This window comes from Zhongshania aquatica (genome assembly GCF_027257955.1).
Classification (GTDB): Bacteria; Pseudomonadota; Gammaproteobacteria; order Pseudomonadales; family Spongiibacteraceae; genus Spongiibacter; species Spongiibacter aquatica.
In genome coordinates this window covers 1-24,955 of record NZ_JANZNQ010000031.1, presented here as the reverse complement: position 1 = coordinate 24,955, position 24,955 = coordinate 1, and the positions used below count along the sequence as shown (strand labels likewise).

Genomic DNA, 24,955 nt, shown 5'->3' with positions numbered 1-24,955 from the left:
TCAGCTTGCTTAAGAATGGCCATAATCTGGCTATCTGAATAACGGGGTACTTTCATGCAGAATCTCCTTCAAACTATTATGAGAAAATTCTACTTATCGCTCCAGCTATTTATCGGGGTGATTACCATGTATACTTAGATGGTGAGTCTGTACGTGGTTTTTATAAGCATAGCAAAGCGTGGCTAGAAATTGAGCTTATGAGAAAGGATGTTAAGACAAAAGTAGTGATCACCCATTTCCCACCTTGCCTTGAAGTGGATAATGAGGATATTGGCATGAACATGCTCACGCCATATTTTCAGGCGAATTGCCGAGACTTGATTGAACAATATCAGCCTAGCGTATGGGTTTTTGGGCACAACCACTACAGCCACGATATAAAAATAAAAGAAACAAGACTGGTCAGTAATCAGAGGGGATATCCCGGAGAGCAGGTTAAATATAACGAGAAATTACTAATAAACGTACCAGAAATAAAATAGCTTGGGATAGCTGCAGAAAACAATTTTTTAGCTAGAACCCTTCTGTTGATCACTATGCCAAGCATCAAGGCAATTTTTATACTAGACCACACACGCCATTCCCAGCACTTGGCCGGCATCCAAAATCGTGAGCAACGATGTTTTACCGATTGTATCTATCCAAAGTTGGTTTCCGCGTTGCTTAAGATAACGCGTGTTTTGATGGCCGGAAACAACTGCATCGACGCCCTCAACTCGGGATAGTATCTTCGAATGATTTAATCGCGCCCAAGTAGCATACTCCTCCTGCACAGATGTTAGAGAGATCGCATCAACGAGTTCATCCCAGTGCCAGCGCCAACCAGCATGAATAATACCGATTTTAAATTCACCAACCGACACAGTTCGCGAAACTGGTAACGAGTTTATCAGTTGGTAGCATTCATACCCTTGATCTTTAGACAAAGACTCAGCCCAAGCACCACCATTACTAATATGCAGCCGCCGCGTGATCTTTACTGCCTCTTGATCGCTTTGAAGGACATCCAGCAACATGATTTCATGGTTGCCTAGCACAGAAAAGAAACCACGGATCGTGTATCAGCCTCAGGCATTCTAGCGATTGTGGCCCGCGATCACCTAAATCTCCAACACAAAACAATCTGTCGCAACAGCGATCAAATCCGATGTGATCAAGCTTCACGATCAAATCTTTGTAGTAGCCGTGTAGGTCGCCAACGAAGAAATCTTTGCCATTGAGGTTTGGCTCGCGAATAATGTTAATCATCTAATTAGTAAGTATTTTTACAGGGTGCATTTTCACGATATAAGCGAGTCCTCTGGGTATTGATTTGTAGTCTATTTGTCAATTCCGATTATGATATTTAGTTTTTGAGTTACATATAATTACTCATCGTGCAGGAAATATAAACGCAAGTAGGAAAAAGAGTGGCGCTGCCAACGAATAATCACAGTAATGGCATGAAAATATATAGAAGGTTACTTAAGGTTTTCCATAATCTTTTCCATCAATTTTAATATCTCGCTTTTGACGATCTCCCGATAAACGTTTCCTGATTTTGACTTTCTAGCTGTAGTATGAACTTCGACCTTCGGAAGTATATTGGCTTCCTTGGCTTCCTTATCAAATCGGATAATGTAATCTTTATTTCGAAATTTTCCGACGATTTGGCCTTTTTGAAGATCTATTGTTTTGGCGCATATCATCATTTTTTCTTGACAAGTTTCGCCATGCCTTATTTCGAAAATATCGCGAGTATCGCCGGCTTCCTTATCTTCATCATTACTTTTTTCTGCAGAAGGGTTGGTCGGATCCTCATCGTCTTCAATTTTGCCTTTATTGACTTCATCTGTTAAATCGTTGATTTTTTCAATTTCTTTTGAAACTGGATTGTTAATCTTGATGATCTTTGGCATTAGCGGAATGGGTTTGTTGTCGTTTATATTTATGTGTGAAGTGTGCTCCAAAAAAAACCTTATTGATGGAGTCATTTTAGTCGTTGCCAATTCCTTGCCGGTAAGTATATTGACTATTTTTTGCCCAATTTCCTGCATGCTCTGCTCAAATTGTAGGGTGAGTTGTATCTTGGGCTGGTGGGAATTGTCACTAAGTTTTAGAACAAGATTATTGCCTTCGTCACTGAAAAGTCCGACATAAAAGTCTTTTGGGCCTGCGAGGGATTTCAGATGAGATTCAAATTCTATAGTTGTAAATTGGCCTGTTACCGTAAAGGCTAGTTTTACTTCAGAAGTCGACTTATTATTGCTCACAATTACTACCTCACTGGGAAAAATGACATAGTAAATGCGTGATATATTGTTTTTTAGCACATATGTGTTTGCTTTTCAATAGTTTGGTTTTTCTTTTTTGCGGTTAGCATTGCTTATTTGTAATTTGATTATGTTTTCCTGCGTGAATTAGTGAAGTGGCTAAAATTGCATAAAGACAATAATGGCTAAAATAATTATGCGGATATACGTGTTTGAAATAGTTACGTTGTCCATTTTTGCCATGACAATGGAGTAAGGGCTCTTATCGTCGCTTATTTCAAGAATAAGACCGGTATTTATCTCATTCAGATACTTTTTGAGAGTGTTCGCTTCGACATGAGTCAACGCTACGGTGATTTTCTTATTACCACGCCAACCAATGTGTGATAACCCATTCAAAATATTATTACTTAGGTTAGTTGGGCTGGTTTGTATGTTTTCAACTAATGGGTCTATAAAGCTTTTCGGTATTCGAGCACTATGGCCTTTTTTCGTTCTGCCTAATGGATTGTTAATATCTTTTAGTTGGCCCTCTAGATATTTGTACTCGATCAAGTTAGCGCCAATTTGCTTTTGCGTAACAATCAAGCGCTCTAGTAGCAAGCTTGATAGTTCAACTGAGTAGCTGGATTTCTCTTTTGTGCTACTTAATGGAATCCCTCGTGCTCTTTCTATTATCCAATATACTAGTATTTTAAGTGATGTAACCTGCATGTTGCTGCTGGTTTCGCGAAGAGGGTTTGGTGCATTTAAGTCCGCTAATTTCACTAGGCTTTTATGTTGTTTAAGATAACCTTCGGTTTTGATGCAGCTAGCAATAAATATTGTTGGTTTTAGTTTATGCCGATGCCATCTTTGCCTGATCGTTGTCTCGGTTTCGCCAGTTATGGTAGCAATAAGAGTGTGATCAATGTCCGCGATGGTTGGATTTAAAAATTGCGAAATTAAAAAATGATTTAAATGACCGTAGTAGTTCATTGTTGATCGCAAAGTTGCGTGTCCGAAATTGGATGCAATCCGGCATCCTGAAACTAACCGGTCAGAGGGAAGTGAATGATTAAGTAGGTCTACCAGCTTGGCCGAGCCGGCAGTATGTCTAAGGTGGTGCAGGCGGGACTTCGGGTTTCCTGTTGATAATTGTAGTGCGTTTTTGATCGCCTTAAAAGCGTAGTAGCTATTAGAGCCCACCGCAAGTTCGGTGAAAAGGTACTTCTGGCTTTTTGGGTGCCAGCTGACAAGGTCGTAAGGAATCTCTATATTTCGCCACGCCGCTGGTGTTTTTATAGATGTTATCGTGTTGTGTCGCACCTTTAGAGCTAAACTAGATGCACTGGATTTCTGCGGTGGCTTAAGTCCGCGAAGCTCGCTGCGACGTAGGCCGACGTTATAGTTGAATATGACTGCTTTACTCGCTTCTCTAAGGGCTAGTTGACTTGGTAGAGATAGCTCCCTATTTTTTGACCATTCGTTGAGCTGTTTGGCGGAAACCTGAATTTCATTCTCGGTGATTACAGCGGCGTCTATATTTAGCAGTGTTTCATGTGCTGAATAGATCTTAATATTAGCTAAATGATAAGCTGAACCCATTTCTTTGAAAAATCGCGCGACACTGATGGCGCGGACGCGATCGGTCCTCACTTCGTCGCTTGATAGGATCTGCGAGGATAGCTTTACATCAATGATGTCGGCTAGTCTTTCGGCATCTTCTTCGTCTTCGGCTGTTAACAAGTCGATTGGTATGTCAGCTAATGTTGAATGCACGTCACCGATGTAATCGAGTACAGTCTTTTTAAGTAAATCGCCTCCGGTCTTTAGGTTGGCCCCTGGTTTGATCAGTTTTTTAACCCAGTTCGCAAGGATGACAATTAGTAGCGGTCGTTCGGCCTCAGAAAGCCAAAAATTTATTGCGCATTTCATTGATCTATCTTTTGGCGTGGAAGACTCAAGGCTGAGAGGTAAAGTACTAATAATTTTTCTCAGTTGGTGGTAGTGTTCGAGTGACTCAATGTCATTTGAGATGCCTTTCTTCTTTCTCCGAGTAAGTATCTTGGGGCCATCTTCTTCAATGCCTGACATCGATGTGATATCGGGATCGCAAGTTTTTTCAAAGTACGCCCGTAGTCGAGATGCAGGCAGTTCGCGCGAAATTAAGTCGTCAGATCTGACGTCGGCTAAAATTTGTGGATATTCTACTACGCTAGCCAAGCTAACGCATTCCTCGATAAAACGTGGTGTATATGGCAGTGCTAATTTCTTATTAAATTTACTTCGTTGCTTACTACAGTTCTGAATCCAATTTACAACAAAAATCGCGGCTAAACCGGATATTGATCGCGATCCATTGTCTTCGTCGATATCACATACTATGGATCCTTGTACGATATGGAATCCGTTTAATGCTATTTTTTTAAGCCATAATTTTGCCTGGTCTATACTTGTACAGGGGCCGAAAAGTAGAAGTGAGAGTATGGTGTATGTATAAACGCGTTCCTTGGAAAAGGAACTCTTTACCTGCTTTAAAAAGTCATTTCTTATTTGAACCAGTGAGTCGTATGCGCTTAGGTGGCCACAAGTAATTCTTGGGGGTGGGTTGAGGAGGATGCCTACCGCAATGATTTTCGGAATTTTCCATCCTTTGTTGCGATAGTAAGAACGAAGTTTTGTTCGTAATACGCGGCACGCATACACCCATAGTAATGGTGAAGCGGGTAGTGATTCTATAAGAGTTTTCCTAATTGCAACTATTTTTTCTGGGTCTGGAGGTGATGAGTTATCGTCAGTGTAATTTTCTAATGAATTAGTTAGTAGCATATCGACTAACTTATTGATTGAAATTGTTCCTTTGGCGGCATTCACTTCTACTTTTAGTAACTTCCGAATCTTTTTCACATCATCCGTAATTTCCGCATTTACGAGAGCGCTAGGTGGTTTGAGAGGTTTGATGTTTTTTGGCAGTTTCTGCTTTGGCGGTGTTATATATCCTTTGTCAGCTAGCCAAGAGTCAATAGCAGGGGCTATTTCTGTGTGTAAATCGCGCGGAGATAGCAGGCCGTTTGGGCTGTTAATAGTGAGAGCAAGATTATGCCCGAGATGGGTTTCGAGCATCATTGTCTTTAAATTGGATCTGCGCAACTCGGTGCTAACTAAATGACGTGCTATATTTCGAGGTACTTTCGGTATGAGTCCTCGTATGGGATGTATGGGGTCGTGCAGGGCAATGCTGTGGGGGGCGAGTTCGCCTATAGTAAAAAAGAGTGGAGATGTTGAGTTAAGGGCTTCTTGTGCAGCTTCTTTGACATGGGGCGGGATTGATTTTTGTTGAATTATTGCTTCCAAATGTTCTATCCATATGAATATATACGCTAGAGTGGTTTTAGAGAGAACTACAAGTCGGCGAAGTATAGTTGGGTCGGATGGCTTGTCTCTATAAATGGCGATACCTGCGGCTAAGCTAAGGTCCTGTAGCCTTAGGTCTTGGAAATCAGAGTACCCTCGGTGTCCAGTGGATATGAAAACAATATGCTGAGTGTTTGATGCCAGCATGTTGTGTCGTGCCACCCAATGTTGTTTGCCCTTTTTTTGAAGTAATCTTTGGTTTTTACAAAACCACTTAGAAGTAAGGTCAAGTGTCTTTTCGTACTGTTGGGCAATTAAGGAGCCTACTTTTTGGCCTGAATTTGCGTCAGCGTCGAGTGGTGGGGTGGGAAGAAGGTCGCCAAAGATTTCATTTCGAGCGATATTTATTATGTTTTGAATCTCTTGGTTAGAGATCGCGATATAGTGTAAAGATGCATAGCTAAAGTTTAGAGGTTCATCGAATATAAGTTGTGCTATTGGTATGTCATATTTTTGCTTTATTACTGAATGTATCAAGCATCCTCGCACTCTCGATTCTGTGAACTCTCTGTAAGCTGACTTAGATATTTCCTTTGCTAGGTTGTTTTTTTCTTCTATCAGTTTCGATAGCTCGCCTTCGTTCACAATTCTTTTTATACACCTCATCGCATGTTCGCTGTCGACGCGGCTCGGTAGTAGTGTGCGAATCCGAATCAATTCGTGTTGGGGCTGTGATGAATCTAGTTTGTCCAGCTTGGATTCGATTGGGTGATGTGTGGAGATGGTGATAACGTTGTTTGAGGTGGTGATACTTTCGATTTGCCCGTTATTGTTTTCATAGCCGTGCTCTTTAAAAAAATAGTTGGTAATCGCATCAAAAGGCCGGTTGTTAGATATCGTGAGCATCCATAGCCATTGCGCTGCATAACAGTAGTCATTTGAAGGCTCGACACTTAGTAGGTGTTCGAATGTTGACTTTAGTTCATAATTGAGAGCTTTTTCACGCCCGGAGCCAGCTATTAGGTTGCTGTATCGTATCCAGTGGTTATAACGCGTGACGCTAAATTGCCGCTCATCTTCGTCTATTGTTACGTCGTAGTTTGGCCCTTCGTCGTCGCCAAGTGATATCGTCTTCGGTGTATCTTCAATTGCTGATCTCGGTATGTCTCGTTTCCGTTTCCCTTGAATGTTACTCAATATTTCGAGGACTTTACGGTCTTCTATCCTTATGTTCCGTAGTTTTAAGATACGCTTCTGAATCTGGGGACGCAGAAGCTTCAAAATGTCTGAAAGTGGTCCATGAAGAGTACTAACCTTTCCTCGCTGCTGTGTGTGGGAAGTGGATTTCGAGGTGACAAGGGATAGTTCGTGAGTGGCGAAATCAATGTTAAAGTCAGTCTCAAAAACGTCATAGCAAGTGTAATAGAGTAATTCTTTGGCATCTTGTGGAGCTTTTGATATTTTTCGGGCGAAATCAGCTATTGCTTTGTTGCTTGGAGTAGGGCTCGTAATATGCCCAAGGTCGCGCAGGATTACTGCGAATCTCGCGATGTCACCCAGAAATTGCGCGGGATGTACCCCGTTAATCTGAGGGTCGCTTACTACTGGGTAGTGTGCCAATGCCGCGTAAATTGGGGATTTCGCTAAGATTTTATTGGAAATCGGGTGGAAATCACCTCGCGTGCTTCGGTCAGTATTGGGTTTGCGAAGTGCTATATCCGCTTGTCGATTTAGGTAAATTTTTTCATCTACACTTAAAATTGGCGCTAAGAATTTAATGCAGCGTTTAATTGATTCGGCGACTGATTCCCCGAGTTGAGTTTCGTTGTCGTTTTCACTAATTGAGTAATCAAAGCAGTAGCGATCATCAATTTTCATGCTTTGTCCCAGAATAAGGGGTCAAATCTAAATATATGACTTGTGACAAAAAATATCAAATGGTGGCAGCGATATTTTTAGGTGATTGATAAATTTTGTAACGATTCTGATATTTATGAATGTGTATTAAATGACTTTAAAATCAATATCTTATGGTATAAATATGAATATTGAATGTATTTATATGTTATTTTAAGTATACTTAAGATGGTTAAGATTGATGATGTTATTCTGTCTACGAACCAGGCGGAAATTTGGTTGTGCCCAAATCGTACTCAAACTGTGTCCAAAATTTGCAGGGTGACCTGACCCACTTCAACGCACAAAAAACGAAGTTCGTTCAATGGCTTAAGCTGATTATAGTGGGTTGTCTTTTTGTGCAACTAGCGGGTTAGTATGAGTTGCAAATCTACAACTCATCCTTATTTTCCGAAAATATATATTTCCCCTAGATTGAATTCTCGTATCCACGAGCGGATTGAGCTAATGTCGTTGTTGATACCAGTTAGCACTTCGTTTACCTGAGTAGAAAAATAATTAAGACATTCTGTTTCAAGATTTAATGTTTCCACTAGAAAGGCTGTTGCGTCATTTGAGGCTGTTGTCTGACGGGCAAGTCTCAATAATTTCGTTGTATTCGAGTCTTTATATTGGGCCAATAGTTCATCTTGGTAAGAAAGCGAGTCGAGAAAAATAATCCAGATTGTAATGGCGGCTGCGATATAGGGGCATGGATCTTTTTTATGGAATCGTTTTCTTAAAGGTTCCAGGAGACACTGTTGAAACTTTGAGGAACTGTCTTCTGCGAGGCGAAATAGGGAGTCTTCTATCGCCGAGTTGGCAAATCGGGTGATAAGCGACTGGCGATATTCGGCGAAGTTTATACCAGGCAACGGTGTCAGCGTTTCTTCAATTTCTTGCATGTATCCATTAAGCCACTGCTGAAGATCTGGGTCTGATGCGGCTTCATCGACTCGCTGATACGAAAGTAAAATACCAATGTGAGACAATGCCGAATGGCCGCCATTTAACATGCTAACTTTCATAGCTTCGTATAAATGGACTGAGTCTGTAATTGTCACACCGGCTCTCTCAAATGCTGGTCTACCATTGCAAAAATTATCTTCAAGAATCCACTGTTTCCAGCTTTCACAGACCAATAGACATTGGTCTTCTATACCTATGCTGTTAGCAAGTTGAGTACATATTGATGATTTTGGTCGCGGTGTAATCCGGTCGACCATAGACAGAGGGAAGCTTACGTGGGCTTCAATCCAAGCAGCTAGATCCGTGTCAATTGCTCTAGCTAGTCCTATTATTGCCTTGCGTGCCTGCGCACCGTTTGCGATTAAATTATCGCACGACATAACTGTGACAGGCGGTAAATCTTGATCACGTCGTCGCATGAGTGCACGAACAATCAAGCCAATTGCTGATGTGGGTTTTTCGGGTAAAGCTATATCTTGAGTGATGTCGGGGTGCGTTAGATCTAATTCCCCACTTGCGTCCAGACAATATCCTTTTTCCGTGATTGTGAGTGACACTATCCTAGTATCTGGATGTGAAATTGCGGATATAGCAGGCTCGCGGTCATTGATGGCATTGACGAACTCAATAATCGAACCGATGATTCGTACCTCGCGTTCTTCTCCCTCAAGTTCCCAGAGTGAATATAGCTTGTCCTGCGCCTGCATAGCGGAATATAGCGATAGGTCATTTGGCATTAATGCTATGCCGTAAATGCCCCAGCCCTGGCCGCCGCCTTGCTGCAGAAGTTGGTGTAGGTAATTCGCCTGATGCGCGCGATGAAATCCACCAACGCCAATATGGCAGATTCTCATATTGCAGTTATCAGGGTCGCGGGAATAACGCGGGTAATCTGAAATTTGGACGTGCTTGGCGAGTGCGCCGAGGTTTCGCTGGTTAAGTTGCATTATGCGTCCAATTGTCGGTAAGCCATTGGGATATATCATTCACTGCTTGCGGGTGAGCATCACTTGGTTATGTGGCAACAAAACAATGTATTTTGTCTTGATGCAGCTTTGTACATGCCGTAACGCCAGCTGAAGTCATTCGCTCGATGTAGGCTTGGCCTTTATCGTGCAACAGATCGTTTTCGGCCAATAACACCATCGCAGGAGGTAGCTTGCTTAAGTCGTCAACTCTCAATGCTGAAGCGGCTGGGCCCTGAGGAGGTCTGATTAGCATATAACTGTGCTGAGTAACGTTCCGAAAATGATGTTGACCAGGTAAGTTTACGGGCAGCCCTAACGTGCGCCGAGTTACTCAAGCGCCATAGCCTTATAAAGGGTGTGGAGGTAGTCCGCGTCCTGAAAGTGCCGGCGAGTCTGGAATTCAACCGTCGAAGAACCGTTAATCATCGCAATCAGGTTTAGCGCGATAATCTCGGGATCGGAGCGCAGGGTTTGGCCGGGCTCGAGAACCGAATAAGAAATCATTGCCTTTATGCCCTGTAGGTGAATCTCTGCCAAGTCTCGCAGTTTTTCCTGAATATCGGGGCGCGAAATACCTATCGACTGGACAACGTAGAAAATCGACGCACCGTGAGAATCCTTATTTGCCTGGTCTTGTAATAGGTTCTCTGCAAGCTGGCGCAGGTTTTGGTTTAGTGTCGCTCCTTCTTTACAGCCCTTTAGCAGGATGCCCATTAGTTCAAGAGAGATCTTTTTCCATACATGGAAAAATAGGTTCTGCTTGTCTCCAAACAGCGAATAAATGGGCATTCGGGAATAGCCTGCGTATTCTGCGACTTCGTCGATGGTCAGTGATTCATAGCCCTTCTCGCAAAAAAGTGTCCACGCAGCATTGGTAAGCTCTTCAAATCTTAGGGCTTTTTGCTGTTCTCTGGATATTCGCGGGCGACGTTCTGGCTTGTTCATTGATCTGCTATCCAAAATAGACTTGACCACCATGTTAATACGGGATATATAATAATACAAAATGTATTTGTAAACAAAAATAATAGTATTGCGAAGTATCCCAAAGAAGGTGAATTCATGAGTAATTTCTCTAGGCTGGCGGCTTGCTTTAGCCCCCGTAGTCGGTCCCTGGTGTTGCTTGCCTTAGTGGCATTGACCGCATCGATGGCGGAAGCTAACAAGAAGAAGTCTGGCAGTAAGATGGAGGAGATTCTCGTTACGGCTTCCTTTCGAGAGCAAGATGTTCAGGATGTGGTGGGCGGTATTCAGGTGTTCGGCGGCGAACAGCTTGATAAGAATGGCGTGTCCAGCATGGAAGATTATCTTCGTGATGTACCGAGTGTGTCGCTGCAAAAGTCTGGGGTTGGCAAGGCCAATATCGCCATTCGCGGAATATCGAACATGAACACCTTGGATATCGGCTATGCCGATGGTTCTCCTATTGCCGGTGTGTATTTCAATGATGTCGCGATTCAAGGTTCTGGCGTATTTCCCGATCTGAATATTTTTGATCTGCAGCGCGTAGAAGTTTTAAAAGGCCCGCAGGGTACGCTGTATGGCGAGGGTTCGATGGGGGGCGCAATCAAGATGATCATGATGCCGCCCAATATGCAGGAGCTGGAGTTTAAGGTCGCGACCACGGTGTCAGAAACTGCCGAAGCTAGCGACCTGAACTGGGATGTGCGTGGTGCGATCAATATTCCAATTATCCAGGATAAACTCGCCGCAAGAATTGTCGCCAGTAGCGGTTTCGATTCGGGTTTTGTGACCTACAGCGGCATAGGTCTGGAAGACCCTGACGACGAAAATCGGCACTCTTTGCGGGCTATTGTTTTGTTCAAGCCACTGGATTGGCTGGAATTGGAATACATGTATTTGCTCGATTACAGTAATCGTGATCAGCTTCCAGTTGTCGATGAAGGCCGGGAAGATGACCTCGTTAATTCCCGCCTGGAAAATCAGTTTGCCGAGACAGAGTTTGATGTGCACTCATTGACGGCGCGAATGGATCTGGGCTTCGCAGGTCTTACTTCGGTGAGTTCTTGGTTTAATACAAATCGGGATTCACAGCGCCGCATTCCCATTTTGCAGGGTATCGTAGACTCGTTGCTGAATGATAATTCTGGTGGTGCAGTAGCAACGGGCCCAAGTGTATTTCCCAATGGCTATACCCATGTATTAACTGAGCTTGAGTCATTCTCACAAGAGTTCCGTCTGGTGTCGAAGGGTGACGAGCGTATCGATTGGGTGGTGGGCGCGTTTTATCGCGATCGCACGCAAAAATTCGATCAAGAGAAGTATGAAGAATTTGCGCCTGATGACCCTTTGGGACTTCTCGAATTACTTTTGGGCCCTGATTTCCTCGCGCTATCAGGTTTGCAGGAAGATGGTTTTGGCGAAGAACCCTTCAAACAAACCGCGGTATATGGTGAGGTTTCTTGGGAGATCATTGAGGCGAAATTAGAACTGACGGCGGGCTTGCGTTGGTTTGAAGACAGCGTCGCTTTTTTTCAGGATACCGATATCTATGGTGTAGAGGCGATACTCTTTGCTACCGATCCAGAGAATGTTGATCCTGAAACCGGTGAAGTAAATATCTTTTTCGCTGGGGAGTTAACAACCCGAGACTGGCTGCCAAAACTTTCTCTGGCGTGGTACGTCAATGATGATGCCATGGTGTACGCGACCGTCAGCAAAGGCTTCCGCTCTGGAACCCCAAACTTGTTTGCGATTTTAGATGCGGGTCCACCGAATGTTCGTCCTGACTTCGTACTTAATCAGGAGATTGGTGCAAAAACGGCCTGGCTTGATAATCGCTTGATTGCAAACTTCGGGATTTATCAAATCGACTGGGATGATTTCCAAGGCTTGGTCATTGGCGAAGCTCGTTTGGGTGCGGTAGGCGGTGTGCCTTTTGGCTACCTTGGTACCGGCGGAGATGCTGTAGTTAGAGGGGCGGAGTTATCAGTGATGTACAAGCCCGTTGATAGTCTCACGCTGACCTTAGGGGTGGGATACAACTCCGGTGAGGTGGTAAAACCTGAGCCAGCAAACAACGCCAAGAAGGGATCCGAGCTGCCTAATAAGCCAGAACTTACTTGGAACCTTGGTATTAACTACACCCGCCCGTTGTGGAGCGACCTATTGGCTGAAGTCAGTCTCGGTTACACCTTTGTAGATTCGCAGCTCACGGTGTTTCAGACCGAAGACGTGCCAACAGGCATCCCCCTTGATAGCTATGAAATCACCAAGGCAGCTATTGGTATCGAAGGCATGAACTGGCGCGCGCAGTTATTTGCTCAGAACCTCTTCGATGACAGGATTGTCGTTGCACGGTCACTACCATTTCCTCAATCAGCGATGATGCGTCCCCGCACTCTGGGGATGCGCTTTAGCTACGACTATTGAGGTTTATGTGATGAGGCAGTTTGAAAATACTTACCAGATTGCAAAGTCATTACCGGGAGTAGCCAGTCGGGATTTACGGTGCAAGGACACGGGCCGTGACTACACAATCAGCGTAGCTGTACCGTCCTGTTACGGAAAAAAGAAATGCAAAAAATACCCGGTGTTATTGGTGTTGGACGCCAGTGCCATTCTCGGAACCGCAATTGAAAGTACTCGTTGCATGGCGGGGACCGGCGAGCTAGCGCCGTGCATTGTGGTTGGCTTGGGTATGCCTGATGGTGTTGACGAGTTGGTACTTGGCTGGCGTCGACTGTGGGAGTTTTCGCCGCCGGTTACAGACTGGGAACGCGATGATCCCTTCGGTGAGATATTTACGAACATTGCCGATCGCGCCGGAGTGGCTCTGCCAGATGTGCCGGGAAAAATGGGCATGGCAGACAGCCTGCTTCGTTTTGTCAGTGCACAGCTCCTGCCGCTGATTCACAAGGACTATCGGACAAAAGAGAATGACGTCGCATTATTTGGCCACTCGGCCGGCGGAACATTCACTTTGTACGCGCTTTTGAATAATCTGCCTGGCATACAGCATTTTATCTGCGGTAGTCCGGGGCTGGCGCTTTCGGGTGGCGCTTTAAGCAAGCAACTCGCGGGCATGAGTCGAAGCGATCTAATGCTGCTGACCGAGAAATCCCTATTCCTTTCCCTCGGTGAAGACGAATACGACAATGAATTTAATCGTCTTTGCGGAATTACTGATACCGAGCAATTTTATTTGGGGCTTCGTGCCGTCGCGCCGGAGGAGTTCGACATCAAGTATCGTCGAATAAGCGGTGCAGGTCATGCAACGGCAGTGTCTGTGGCGTTGATGAACGGCGTACGTGCAGTTTGGGATACTGGAAAAGCCTATGGCGATGAAATGCCGACCTTCGCAAGGCCGGTGGTTTCCAATTGCATATCGATGCTGCGGCCATTCTTTAAATTATTTCATCTGCGTCGCAGCGATGAACCCGACGGCTCCATCTTGGCGTCGACGATTATGGGGCGCGATTTTTCGGTTCAGGTTTCGCTTCCGGCGTCATATCAACACGAACTTAGTAAAGCGTATCCGGTGCTAGTAGCGCTGGATGCTAGCTTGAGTTTTGCGACGGTTGCGGAAGCCGTGTCCATCTTGACGACTACCGGAGAGTTGGAGGAGGCAATTGTTGTCGGCCTGGGTGTGCCGAGGCGCGAGGGTGATTTTGCCTTCGGCCTGCGCCGACTTGAAGAGTTTTCACCACCAAATGATGTACTTGCAGGTGACGACGATTTGGGCCGAATATTTAAATCGCTATTCGCCCTCGGTGGAAAATCGGCACACCGTTCCTTGGGGAAGGCAGATCAGTTTCATCGCATGATTTGTGACGAGTTGCTGCCCTCATTGAAAGCAGAATTTCGTGTCGACGAAGGGCGTCTCGCGATTCATGGACATTCTGCCGGGGGTACCTATGTCGCCTATGAAGCGGGCACCGAAGACTCACCATTTCAGTCGTATATTTGTAGTAGCCCCGGCTTGGCAATCAGTGATTCCTGTTTGTTGAGTGATAAGAATATCGAGGCGGTTCGCCGGAAAAAAGGGGTGAAAATGCAGCTTGTCACTGGCGAATTTGAGCACGATAACTATTTTAATTGTGTTGCCGGCATTCAGCACACGCCGGACTACGCAAAGTCTTTACAGCGCAATGATGAAATAGAAATCAGGTATATCGATTTTGAAAACGAGACGCATACCAGTGTGTTACCGCGAATGACTGGGAATACTGTCGCCCGGCTTTGGCCAACCGGCAGGCCCTATGGCGTTGAGTATGGCTACACTGAAGGTGCGCGTGAGCTTGAGCGAACTGACGCTTGAGGTAATCTGCTTCTAATGGCGAATATAGGTATAAGCGACAATATTGAGGGTGGGAAGCAATATTATCTAGCTGCTGGGAGATAGTCCCGCTTTAGCTAATGCGATTATTGTAAAGGAAGGCGAAATTTTGAGGAAACACCTATAAATGCTTCCTTTGAGGAATTGCAATAATATTGGCGATCTTCGCCTTCGCGCCCGCAGTAAACTGCCGTCCCCAATGTTCCATTACATAGACGGTGTGCCGGCACCTATCGATACCCTGATGCCAATTCGGGACGCGGTCGGTGACAAGCTCGAGCTGATTCTGGGCGGTGGCATTCGTCGAGGGACTCATATTGTTAACGCGCTGGTGATGGGAGCGAATGCATGCTCAATAGGGCGCCCCTTTCTCTGCGGTCTTGCGGCAGGCGGTCAAGCCGGTGTGGCACGCGGGATTGAGATACTCAAATCAGAAGTCGAGCGGGACCTTGCATTACTGGGTTGTTCCTCGATTGCGGAGTTACGCCCTGACCATATAAGTCAATTAAATATGAAAATGCCTTGATTTCAGAGCGAGTCATCACGTCTGGGCCTATGAAAGGTATTGCCGAATTTAGCCCCCACATTCGCTTTATTGACCTAGGTGCGGGCGAAAGCCGCATCCATCAACTTCATACCTCGTAGTCCCGTGCGTTATTGCTGTATTACAGGTATCTCTGTAATTGTACCTATTATGTTGACTTAGCGTTACTTTACGCATAACCTATTTTACAGGTTTTAATGGGTTGATCTTAAAATTTACGCTATCAAATAATGATAAGTAAGGAGCTAAATAGATGAATTACTACCCTTCGAACAAATTATTTCGGGCTGGCGTCGCGGCCGGATGCCTTTGCGCGAGCTTTGTCGCACCCGTCAGTCATGCGCAGAACACGACTCAAGTTGTGCTCGAAGAAGTAATTGTGACGGCTCGAAAAACTGAAGAATCACTTAAAGACGTTCCTTCCGCTGTAAGTGCGATCAACGCCGATTCGATGAAAGGAATGGGGCTGAATACGGTAGCTGACATTGGCAATGTTGTTCCCGGTCTTAGGATTAACTCAGATGGCGATAGTCGTGCGTTTGTGCAAATTCGCGGTATTGGTATTACCTTGCAGACCCCAATTCAGCCCGGCGTTGGCTTCTTTATGGATGGTATTTACGTGCCATACACCTCAGCCGTGAATAACAATTTATTAGACACGGCCCAGGTAGAAGTTATTCGTGGCCCGCAGGGCACGCTATTTGGTAAGAACACATTGGGCGGTGCGATTAACGTTATTAGCAAAGAGCCCACCGAAGAATTGAGTGGTGAAGTAAGCACGCGATGGGCAGAGGCAGATGACTCCGTTGGTCTAAGCGCTCGGGTATCCGGCACCATTATTGATGACAAATTGCTTGGTTCTGTTGCGGTGGCTCGTGATGAATCTGATGGTTTTTTCAAGCATCGAACCGTTGGTGGTGGCTGGGATGCTCGCGAATCCAGCGCGATAAAAAGTGCCTTTAAATGGTTTGTTGGTAACGACGGCGTACTCCGATTTAATGCGAGCTATGGTGAATATGAAGGCCCGGGTGTGGCATACACCCCAGTACCCAATAACGACACCGACGCCTCTAACTTTGATGGGGATTCCAGAAACTCGTTTCAAACTGAATCGCTTGCAAAAATTACACGGATAAACGGCACATACAATGCGCCAATCACAGAGCGTACCGACTTAGCTTTAACGCTTGGTTACGACAAGCGCGACTTGACTGAAACGCAAGACAGAGACTTTGTGAATCCAGATATTCTCCGCGGTAACGGTAATATCGATGAGGATTTCCTGCAAAGTGAAATTCGCTTAGAAACTCAGTTTACTGACGATTTTCGCCTTATGTATGCGGCTTTCTATAGTGAACAGAGCAATGCTGACACTGGCAGAACTGATGTGATACCCGCAGCTATGAGCACTTTCGCAACCCGTGATGTTGACGACAAAACCTACTCTGTCTATGCAAATGCTTTCTGGAGTTTTGCTGAATCCTGGGAGCTATCGGGTGGCTTGCGCTATGACAAAATTAAGCAAGAAGGCACTCTGAGCAGCTCGGCAGGCACACTGGATCGCAGCAATGCAATCACTTACAAGCTGGACGAGAGTCCTGTGTCGCCAATGGTGTCGCTAAAAAAATATTGGTCTGACGATCTAATGACCTACGCTACTGCGGCCAAAGGGGTTCGCGCGGGCGGCTTTAATGGTGGTGCGGTGCCGTCAGGATTCGAAACCTTTGATGGCGACGAAGTGAAGAGTTTTGAATTGGGTTTTAAATCTACTCTTGCGGAAGGGCGCGCTACTCTGAATATGGCGGTCTTTTTTGTAGAGCATGAAGATATTATTCTCAACGACTTGGTCCCAGATGAAAATAACCAGCTGGTCGTAGTAAACCGTAACCAGGGCTCTTTAGAAAACTGGGGTGTCGAGGGTGAGTTCAAAATTTTGCTAAGCTCATCCTGGCAGCTGGGCGCGGGCCTGAGTTATATCAGCACTGATATTACCGATGATCCTACGGGGACTTTCGCAGCGTTTAACAATGAGGCGCTTCTCTTCCAACCAGAGTGGACGGCAAATTTAACCGCAGCATATAGCAAGGATATTGGGGTCGGACGTTTGGAATCTATGCTCGGTGTATTTTACACCGGCAAACAATACGCTTCTGGAACCGAAGCGCCAAGCTTCACTCGCGCACCTGAACTCGACGCTTCGGTGGTGGGTAATTTGTCGGCGGATTATATAATCGGCAATGTCAGTGTGGGTATTTTTGCCAACAATATTACCGACGAAGATTATTGGAGTTCTTATATAGGTGAAAGCGTACTTTCAGCAATAGGCTTTGAGCAAGCGATTGGTGTTAAGGCTGCGCCGAGAAATATTGGTTTGAGAGCTAGCTACTCTTTCTAATTTTTGAGGTGGCGATTGCGGCGCTTGGGGCCGGTATTCACAGCTAAATGGCAGGCGATATTTTTCAAGGTAAGCGCGCTTAAATCGGGCATATAGTGACGATGGGGTATTGGCGGTATGGATGACTTTAGTTGGGATGTCGATTACGCGATATTGCCGGTGCCGGCAGAGCTCGGCTTAGCTCGTGATGAAGAATATTTTGCGGCCTGCGCGAAAAACGCCACAGCCGTAATGCGGGTGTGGCGTTGTGAGCAAGCGCTCATTGCCACCTCCAAAGAGCAGCGTGGTGCTAACTTTACCGCGGCCTGCACTCAGTTGGCGGCGAGAGGTTGGCCAGTGCATGTTCGTAGAACGGGTGGCAGTTGCGTGCCGCAAGGGCCTGGTGTCCTCAACTTTTCAATGATCTACCCTGCACCCGCCACCGAGGGTATAGAGGGAAGTTACGATCTGCTTTGTAAATTTTTAATCGGGCTTTTTAGCCAGCTGGGTATTAACGCCGAAGTGGGTGATGTCCCGGGGTCATTTTGTGATGGTCGATTTAATTTGCAAGTAGACGGCCAGAAGATTGTTGGAACCGCGCAGCGGCGTAAACCTATTAAGCATACGGAAAATGTAGCGGTACTAGCACACGCCTGCATACTCATTGATCTTGATTTGGATACGGCCACTGGTGGCATTAATCAACTTTATGAGCTGATTGGTGATCAAGGTCGATTTGAGGTTGGTGCTTGTACGACAGTCAGGCAGTTGATGGGCGAGCGCTATCAGAGTGTTGAGGAAATAGGTGATCTAATGCGGAGTTATTTTCTCAAGAGTTTCAACACGTCATTAGGAGAACAGCCATAGCTTAATTAGCGACGAAGGTAAGAAGAATAGGTTTAGAAAGTGACTTGCTAAAAATTACGTTTACGAATGAGCATTAATAATATGAATAACTCGGTTTATAAGAAACATGTATTACCTACCGCAATACTATTTCTGATTTTGGGCCTAGTGGCGTTGTTTACCACGCCGATACCGGACCCTGGTTTTTTTAACTATTTTCCACTGCCAGTGGAAACCTCAATTATGAATAAGAAAATAGTGATCATTCTTGTGGCATTAATGATGATTGGCATTTCTGTGGGCTTAATTAATAAGAAGTTCTGGTCGTGGATAGCACTTTTCTTTTTTGTGGGTGCATTCCATTTGTACACCGCTTTCTGTGCTTTTTATGGCTTTATGGCGATCGAGTATATCCCTCTTGGTCTCTCACCAAATAATTTTGCATCAATTCAAATCGCCGGAGGCGTTATCGCCTGTCTGTCATTTTATTTCCTTCAAAAACCGGTTTTTGTGAAGGTCTAAAATTTAGGGAGGTAATTTAAGTGCGTGGCCGCAGGCATGAATCATGCCTGCGCACCGATCAGTTACAGATTAGGACTGCTCGGCGCCAATATACGGTGCGAGGTAGTCGACGGAGTAGCTCCACAGTTGCTCCGCCAGCATTTCATCACGACCAAGTTTGCTTGGCTTGGCCTCTGCGTTATTGGAAAAATAGCGGCCGCCAACACCGTCAAGTGACGGGTGGGTGGCAACAAAACAGCTCGTCGAGGCGCCTTGTGGTATGGACTTGCCAATGGAGATGTCGAGCAGTTTCTTAACCGGCGCAGTTTTCAGTGCCATGCCTATGACGCCGCCAACGTCGCGGGTGAGGTTGGTGTTAATCAAGCCAGGGTGAACCGCATTGGCAGTGACCCCAGCGTCGACAAGGTGCCTATTAAAGGCAATCGCCGTGAGTAGATTGGCGAGCTTTGCCTGCCCATAAAATTGCCATGCATTATAGCGCTTGCTACCGTCGAGATTGTCAAAGTCGATACCGCGTTTACTCGCTGCCATATGCCCGGAGCTGGATAGCATCACAACCCGAGCTTTGTTGGCCGCTTTTAGCTGCTCTTGCAGTAAATACACTAGCAGGAAGTGGCCCATATGATTGGTTAAAAACTGCAATTCCAGGCCATCTTTTACCTGCAGCTTGGGTAGCGCCATAATGCCTGCATTGCAGATAATGATATCGATAGGGATGTTTAACGCTTGAATAGTCTCTGCGCAATGTTTCACCGACGCCATGTCACTCAGTTCACACACCGCTGGTGTAGTCTTGCCCGCGATGCTGTCGCAGGCTTGTTGGGCTTTCTCAATGCTGCGAGCACAGGCAATGATATGGGCGCCACGCAGCGCCAGCACCCGCATCGTTTCATAGCCAATCCCTGAGTTAATGCCGGTAATGACAATAGTCTTTCCGCTGAGATCCATGCCGTCGGTGACGGCTTCGGCGTTCGCATTTTTTGTAAACGTCATTGTGGTCATAATGGTGCTCTTTATTATTACGGAGGGTTGGGGCGCCAAGCGGGAGCCTAAGGGTTTCCAAGTAAAGCTAAACGAATAATTAGTTTGGGAGCTTAAGAAGCGCGACTTTAATTCACCCGTGGATTATGTCGGCGAACCGATACTGGCCGATAATTCGAAATGACTATACATAGCATTGCCCGCTGCGACTGCATCGCCGTCACAAATGTGTTTCACAATATTCTCATGGGCATCAATGATGCGGGAAATATCGCTTAGGGTGCGCTGGCTGCCAAGGTCTACTAGTAAGGATTCCATCAAGGGGTTTTGCAGCGCGTCTAATAATAGTCGATTTACGGGGTTGTGGGACGCTTCGGCCAGCTCTTGGTGCAAGGCAAGATCTGCGGAGACCCGGCGCTGATGATCGTCCATCGCGTCGCGCATTGCCGCTATGTGTGACTTTAGTGATAGCTTTTGTTCGTCGGTAGCTCGGATTGCCGCTAGTTGTGCCGTTTGAACTTCAATGCTGCGCCGAGTCTCCATTACCTGACGATAGCTAATTTGCGTTGTTTGCAAGGCATAGCCGAATACTTGCGCCAGCACGTTTGAGTTCATCGACATCAATTTTGGTCGCCGACCATTACCTATCTCAAGTATGCCTACCGCGGCTAGTGAGCGATAAGCCTCACGTACCGTGGTTCGGCTAATGCCTAAATCCCGACCGATTTGTATTTCGCTGAGTACGTCATCGCCTGGGCGCAGTTTTTCTCGTGAAATGTACTCCCAGAGATATTGGCTTACTTGTGAGGACAGCGATGTGGCTTGGTTTAAATCTGAGTCTGGCATTTGCGGGTCATCATAATTTTTTGTTTTAAGAAGATAGCATCTTAGGCTGCGAAGTGCTAGGCAGTCTCGCGGGTTAGGAGGTCAACCTGTAAACAGGTAGTGCTTTATTATGGCAAATTAATTTGACTATTCTCTGTATAACTGTAATCCTGTATTACAGCTATGCAATTTATGTCATTGCCAATGTTTCGAAATGTTAAATAATAAATGCTGTGAAGCTGGATGTAAGCCATCAATTTATCTTTAGTTTAGTTAGATACGTTTTCGGGTGGTTTTAAGGCCATCGCCGCTGGTATATAAAAAGGAGCAGTTGCTAGTGAAAACAGTCAAACAACTATTCGTTGCAGCGATAGTGTTCGCTTTCGCAATACCGTGTTTTGCTGAATTGCCTTCGGATGTGTTGCTCGCTAAGTATAAAGAAAAGATTAAGCACACACCTAAGGAGCGATTCGAACACGCATTGAGTGAGCCAATGGATCCAGTGCATATTATCGGTGGTATTTATTATATAGGTTCTACCACTGTTTCTTCTTTCGTTATTAATACTGGAGAAGGATTGGTGTTGGTGGATGCCGGCACGCCGATGATGTTTGACGCCATCAAGCATAATATCGAATTACTGGGTTTCCAGCTCAGCGATATTAAATACATTATTTCTAGTCATGCCCATTGGGACCACGTCGGTGGCTTGGCTAATATGCAAAAGCAAACTGCTGCCAAAGTAGTTGCCCTCGGACTTGATGCTGAATCAATTGCCAGCGGAAAAGATACGTCGGCGGTATCTTTTTTGGGCTTGAATTGGGATCCAGTGCCAATTGACCGGGTGCTTAAAGATCGTGACAGTTTTACCCTGGGAGATGTGACTATTCATGCCTACGATACGCCAGGGCACACCAAAGGCTGTACGACTTGGACGACCACGATTCGAGAGGGAGAAAAAGACTATAAGGTGGCTTTTCTCGGCGGCACATCAGTGAATGCTGGTGTGAAGTTGCTTAATAACCCGCTTTACCCAAATATTGCAGAAGACTATAAAAAGACCTTTGCTGTATTGGCCTCCTTGTCTCCGGATGTCTATTTGGCGCAACATCCATTTTTCTTTAATTTGTCTGGCAAGCTCGAACAGCGTAAGGCTAATCCTGCGGTAAACCCCTTTATTGATCCTGACGAATGGACAATGTTTATTCAGAACGATGAGCTTAAATTTCTTCGACAATTAGATGATGAATGGCGAGCCCTATCAACGCCTACAGCAGTATTAAACTAAGGTGAGTACGATGACTGATATAAAGCAGCCAGAAAATTTATTGAGCCAGTTAGAGCTCTTGCTAGGTAAGGAGTGTGTTTTGACCGGTGACGCCCTGCGGGAGAGAGCGAGTAGTTACTGGGACAGCTCGCCAATGCAAGGCATAGCCCTATTAAAACCACATAATACTGAACAGCTCAGTGCGGCGATAAAATTATGTCATCAATTTGGTCAAACTGTCGTCACCCATGGTGGACTTACCGGCTGTGTAGAAGGCGCCACAGTAAATAATCAAGATGTCATTATCTCGCTGGAAAAGATGAATTCAATTGAAGAGATTGATGCGGTTGGTTCTACGGTAATAGTTCAGGCGGGAGTGACTTTGCAGTACCTGCAAGAGGCTGTGAGTGAGCAGGGTCTGTATTTTCCATTAGATTTGGGTGCAAGGGGTAGTTGCACGATCGGTGGAAACGTTGCTACCAACGCGGGCGGCATCAATGTTATTAGATACGGCATGATGCGTGATCAGGTACTTGGCTTGGAAGTAGTGCTTGCCGACGGGACAATCATGTCGTCGATGAACCGCATGCTAAAAAACAATGCGGGATATGACTTAAAACAATTATTTATCGGTACTGAAGGTACGCTTGGTATTGTTACTCGCGTGTCGTTGAAGCTGCAACAGCAGACGCGCAGCCGCAATACTTGCTTGGTGGCAGTCGATGATTTCGCCTCAGTGACTAAATTGCTGAGCCGCTTGCAGGGTGATCTAGGCGCGGCGCTGAACGCATACGAAGTGATGTGGGGAGATTACTTTCACGCAGTGACTGAGCCGGGTTGGCATCGGGCTCCAATGGGGCGAGATTACGCCTTTTACGTGTTGTTAGAAGCTGCTGGTGCAGACGCTGAAGGTGACGGCCCACGCTTTATTGCGGCGATGGAGTCTGCCATGGAAGCTGGCCTGGTTGTTGATGCCATTATTCCTAAATCTGAGTCAGAGCGCCGAGCGTTGTGGGATATTCGCGAAGATTTCGACGCGATCGTTAAACCGCAGCCGACCTTTCTTTACGATGTAAGTTTACCCATTAAGTATATGGAGGACTATGTAGCGGCGGTTAAACAGGGCTTGGATGAGCTGTGGCCGCAGAGTAAGTGCTACGTCATGGGGCATATGGGCGATGGGAATCTTCATTTATTTATAACACCCAATTCGGCAGGCGAAGATTTACACGGGCAGTCTGACGAACAAGTTTACAAACCGCTGGAGAAATATGCGGGTTCTATTTCTGCAGAGCATGGCATCGGGACGGAGAAAAAGAGTTGGTTGCTTAAGAATCGCAGTATCGAAGAGCTGGATTTAATGAAAGTGCTTAAGCGTGCGCTTGATCCTCTGAACATACTAAACAGAGGAAAAATATTTGATGTTTAAATTGCTATTTTCTGGCGCAGTTCAGGAAAATTTATGCTGTTAATATTGTTCCCGATTCTCGCGCCAATAGCAGCGCTTATAGGTTATTTAAACCCCGAATTAATTGCTCCTTTAAAAGACGCAATTGTGCCGCTGTTAGTTGTGGTGATGAGTTGCATGGGGATTACGTTAAAACCAGAGGATTTCATTAAAATTCGGGCTTATCGAGGCGCGATGGTTTTAGGCATTGTTTTGCAGTTTACGATCATGCCCATTGTGGCGCTATTGGTAGCTGCACTACTGAAGTTAGACCAGGAATATACTACTGGTCTGGTGCTAGTGGGGTCTGTTGCTGGAGGAACCTCTTCCAATGTAATGGCGTATCTGGCGAAGGGCAATGTGGCATTATCAGTATCAATGACGGCAGTCTCGACCGTAATGAGCGTGCTTATGACGCCGTTTATCATGTCAGTTGCTTTAGGTGAAACTGTGCCTGTTCCTGCCAAAGATATGATTATGAGTTTAGTTCAGATCATATTGCTCCCAGTAAGCTTTGGCGTTTTATTAAATCATTATGCTGGTCATTATTTGCGTCCGCTTCAAGCTTACCTGGCACCAATAGCGACAGCTATTATTCTTGTGATTATCGCTATTGTGGTGTCTTTAAATGCTGACAGTCTTGGTATTGCTATTTTGACGGTGGGCGCGGCGACCTTGTTACATAATGTTAGCGGCCTGGTGTTGGGTTATTTGGGGCCAAGACTACTTGGCTTTGATCGCGTAGTTAGTCGCACCATCGCAATCGAAGTCGGGATGCAAAATTCCGGTTTGGCGACGGCTTTGGCATTAAAATTATTCAGCCCCGCGGTGGCTTTGCCTGGGGCAATATTCAGTGTGTGGTTGAATATAACCGGATCATTGTTTGCTTCTTTTTCTATTTGGTTGGAGTCTGGAAAAAGGCCTTAGAGATATTGTGCAACTTAGGGATTTATTAAGCCGACGGTTGCCTTTATTCAGTGCTGGCGTTAATGACGATTAGAAAATCTTAGTCATAAAAAAACGGGCTCCTGGGAGCCCGTTTCTCGTTTCGTCTTAAGCGAAGTGCTTAGCTAAACGCTTTAATGATGTTCCCCAGCATTTCTCTCGCATCACCGGACAGCATCCGCGTGTTCTCTTTAAAGAACAGGGAATTATCGATACCGGTAAAGTCAGAGGCCATCGAGCGCTTCATGACAAACACGTTGCGCGCTATATCTAGGTTAACGACCGGCATGCCATCGAAGTGCGTTCGAGATTGTCGCGAATCCTGTTGCGACCGCGTCTTAGAAAAAGACATCGGTATGTTGATTTGCATTTAAAACTGACCCAGGATTTGCATCTAAAATTGACCCACCCTGATGGCCAGATTATGGCCTAGATTTTACTTCTTTGCTGCCTTCAATTCCTCCTGTTGCGTTGTTGAGTGTTT

At 45.6% G+C, this 24,955-nt stretch carries 20 protein-coding genes; 10 read left to right on the top strand and 10 right to left on the bottom strand.

Annotated elements, in window-relative coordinates; genetic code table 11:
* The first annotated feature begins 197 nt into the window (after window positions 1-197).
* Window positions 198-482, top strand: coding sequence for a metallophosphoesterase family protein (locus O9X78_RS18430; protein ID WP_269621194.1), 285 nt, complete (start codon window positions 198-200; stop codon window positions 480-482).
* Window positions 483-563: 81 nt separating this feature from the next.
* Here O9X78_RS18430 and O9X78_RS18425 read toward each other — a convergent pair whose 3' ends face one another.
* The 7 genes from O9X78_RS18425 to O9X78_RS18405 all read right to left on the bottom strand — a co-directional run bounded on the left by O9X78_RS18425 (window position 564) and on the right by O9X78_RS18405 (window position 10,366).
* Window positions 564-1,016: a metallophosphoesterase family protein gene (locus O9X78_RS18425; protein ID WP_269621193.1), complete on the bottom strand. Its 453-nt coding sequence runs from the start codon at window positions 1,014-1,016 to the stop codon at window positions 564-566.
* 4 nt (window positions 1,017-1,020) lie between these two features.
* Window positions 1,021-1,248 (bottom strand): metallophosphoesterase, encoded by a 228-nt coding sequence (locus O9X78_RS20965; protein WP_350339245.1) that lies wholly within the window; start codon window positions 1,246-1,248, stop codon window positions 1,021-1,023.
* Window positions 1,249-1,460: 212 nt separating this feature from the next.
* Window positions 1,461-2,252, bottom strand: coding sequence for a hypothetical protein (locus O9X78_RS18420; RefSeq protein WP_269621192.1), 792 nt, complete (start codon window positions 2,250-2,252; stop codon window positions 1,461-1,463).
* 159 nt (window positions 2,253-2,411) lie between these two features.
* Window positions 2,412-7,466: a site-specific integrase gene (locus O9X78_RS18415; protein WP_269621191.1), complete on the bottom strand. Its 5,055-nt coding sequence runs from the start codon at window positions 7,464-7,466 to the stop codon at window positions 2,412-2,414.
* A gap of 422 nt (window positions 7,467-7,888) precedes the next feature.
* Window positions 7,889-9,400: a mannitol dehydrogenase family protein gene (locus O9X78_RS18410; protein ID WP_269621190.1), complete on the bottom strand. Its 1,512-nt coding sequence runs from the start codon at window positions 9,398-9,400 to the stop codon at window positions 7,889-7,891.
* Between the two features lie 67 nt (window positions 9,401-9,467).
* On the bottom strand, window positions 9,468-9,674 hold the full coding sequence (locus O9X78_RS20960) for an alpha/beta hydrolase fold domain-containing protein (protein WP_350339244.1): 207 nt from the start codon (window positions 9,672-9,674) through the stop codon (window positions 9,468-9,470).
* 74 nt (window positions 9,675-9,748) lie between these two features.
* Window positions 9,749-10,366 carry a TetR/AcrR family transcriptional regulator gene (locus tag O9X78_RS18405; RefSeq protein WP_269621189.1) on the bottom strand — a complete coding sequence of 206 codons (618 nt, stop codon included), beginning with the start codon at window positions 10,364-10,366 and terminating at the stop codon, window positions 9,749-9,751.
* A gap of 117 nt (window positions 10,367-10,483) precedes the next feature.
* Between O9X78_RS18405 and O9X78_RS18400 the strand changes: the two genes are divergently transcribed.
* The 6 genes from O9X78_RS18400 to O9X78_RS18375 all read left to right on the top strand — a co-directional run bounded on the left by O9X78_RS18400 (window position 10,484) and on the right by O9X78_RS18375 (window position 19,006).
* Window positions 10,484-12,814: a TonB-dependent receptor gene (locus O9X78_RS18400; RefSeq protein ID WP_269621188.1), complete on the top strand. Its 2,331-nt coding sequence runs from the start codon at window positions 10,484-10,486 to the stop codon at window positions 12,812-12,814.
* Window positions 12,815-12,824: 10 nt separating this feature from the next.
* A complete protein-coding gene (locus O9X78_RS18395) occupies window positions 12,825-14,702 on the top strand; it encodes an alpha/beta hydrolase (protein ID WP_269621187.1) in 1,878 nt (625 codons plus the stop codon).
* 145 nt (window positions 14,703-14,847) lie between these two features.
* Window positions 14,848-15,246: an alpha-hydroxy-acid oxidizing protein gene (locus O9X78_RS18390; protein WP_269621186.1), complete on the top strand. Its 399-nt coding sequence runs from the start codon at window positions 14,848-14,850 to the stop codon at window positions 15,244-15,246.
* A gap of 271 nt (window positions 15,247-15,517) precedes the next feature.
* Complete coding sequence (locus O9X78_RS18385) at window positions 15,518-17,659, top strand: TonB-dependent receptor (protein ID WP_269621185.1); 2,142 nt, start codon at window positions 15,518-15,520, stop codon at window positions 17,657-17,659.
* A 117-nt stretch (window positions 17,660-17,776) separates the two neighbouring features.
* Window positions 17,777-18,505 (top strand): lipoate--protein ligase family protein, encoded by a 729-nt coding sequence (locus tag O9X78_RS18380; protein WP_269621184.1) that lies wholly within the window; start codon window positions 17,777-17,779, stop codon window positions 18,503-18,505.
* A gap of 81 nt (window positions 18,506-18,586) precedes the next feature.
* Entirely contained in the window at window positions 18,587-19,006 is a 420-nt protein-coding gene (locus tag O9X78_RS18375; RefSeq protein ID WP_269621183.1) for a hypothetical protein, read from the top strand.
* A gap of 69 nt (window positions 19,007-19,075) precedes the next feature.
* Here O9X78_RS18375 and O9X78_RS18370 read toward each other — a convergent pair whose 3' ends face one another.
* Together O9X78_RS18370 and O9X78_RS18365 are read right to left on the bottom strand one after the other, a co-directional pair.
* Window positions 19,076-20,008: an SDR family oxidoreductase gene (locus tag O9X78_RS18370; protein WP_269621182.1), complete on the bottom strand. Its 933-nt coding sequence runs from the start codon at window positions 20,006-20,008 to the stop codon at window positions 19,076-19,078.
* A gap of 123 nt (window positions 20,009-20,131) precedes the next feature.
* The gene (locus tag O9X78_RS18365) at window positions 20,132-20,833 is read right to left on the bottom strand and encodes a FadR/GntR family transcriptional regulator (RefSeq protein WP_269621181.1); all 702 of its coding nucleotides are present in this window, start codon (window positions 20,831-20,833) and stop codon (window positions 20,132-20,134) included.
* Between the two features lie 316 nt (window positions 20,834-21,149).
* On the opposite strand from O9X78_RS18365, the gene bla reads away from it, so the two are divergent.
* The 3 genes from bla to O9X78_RS18350 are packed head-to-tail and all read left to right on the top strand — an operon-like array spanning window position 21,150 to window position 24,453.
* Window positions 21,150-22,100: a subclass B3 metallo-beta-lactamase gene (bla, locus tag O9X78_RS18360; RefSeq protein WP_269621180.1), complete on the top strand. Its 951-nt coding sequence runs from the start codon at window positions 21,150-21,152 to the stop codon at window positions 22,098-22,100.
* A 10-nt stretch (window positions 22,101-22,110) separates the two neighbouring features.
* Window positions 22,111-23,508, top strand: a complete 1,398-nt coding sequence (locus O9X78_RS18355; protein WP_269621179.1) for an FAD-binding oxidoreductase — start codon at window positions 22,111-22,113, stop codon at window positions 23,506-23,508.
* Window positions 23,509-23,541: 33 nt separating this feature from the next.
* Entirely contained in the window at window positions 23,542-24,453 is a 912-nt protein-coding gene (locus O9X78_RS18350) for a bile acid:sodium symporter family protein (RefSeq protein ID WP_269621178.1), read from the top strand.
* Between the two features lie 139 nt (window positions 24,454-24,592).
* Here the strand turns inward: O9X78_RS18350 and O9X78_RS18345 are convergent, their stop codons facing one another.
* Entirely contained in the window at window positions 24,593-24,841 is a 249-nt protein-coding gene (locus tag O9X78_RS18345; protein ID WP_269621177.1) for an NAD(P)(+) transhydrogenase (Re/Si-specific) subunit beta, read from the bottom strand.
* Between the last annotated feature and the right edge of the window lie 114 nt (window positions 24,842-24,955).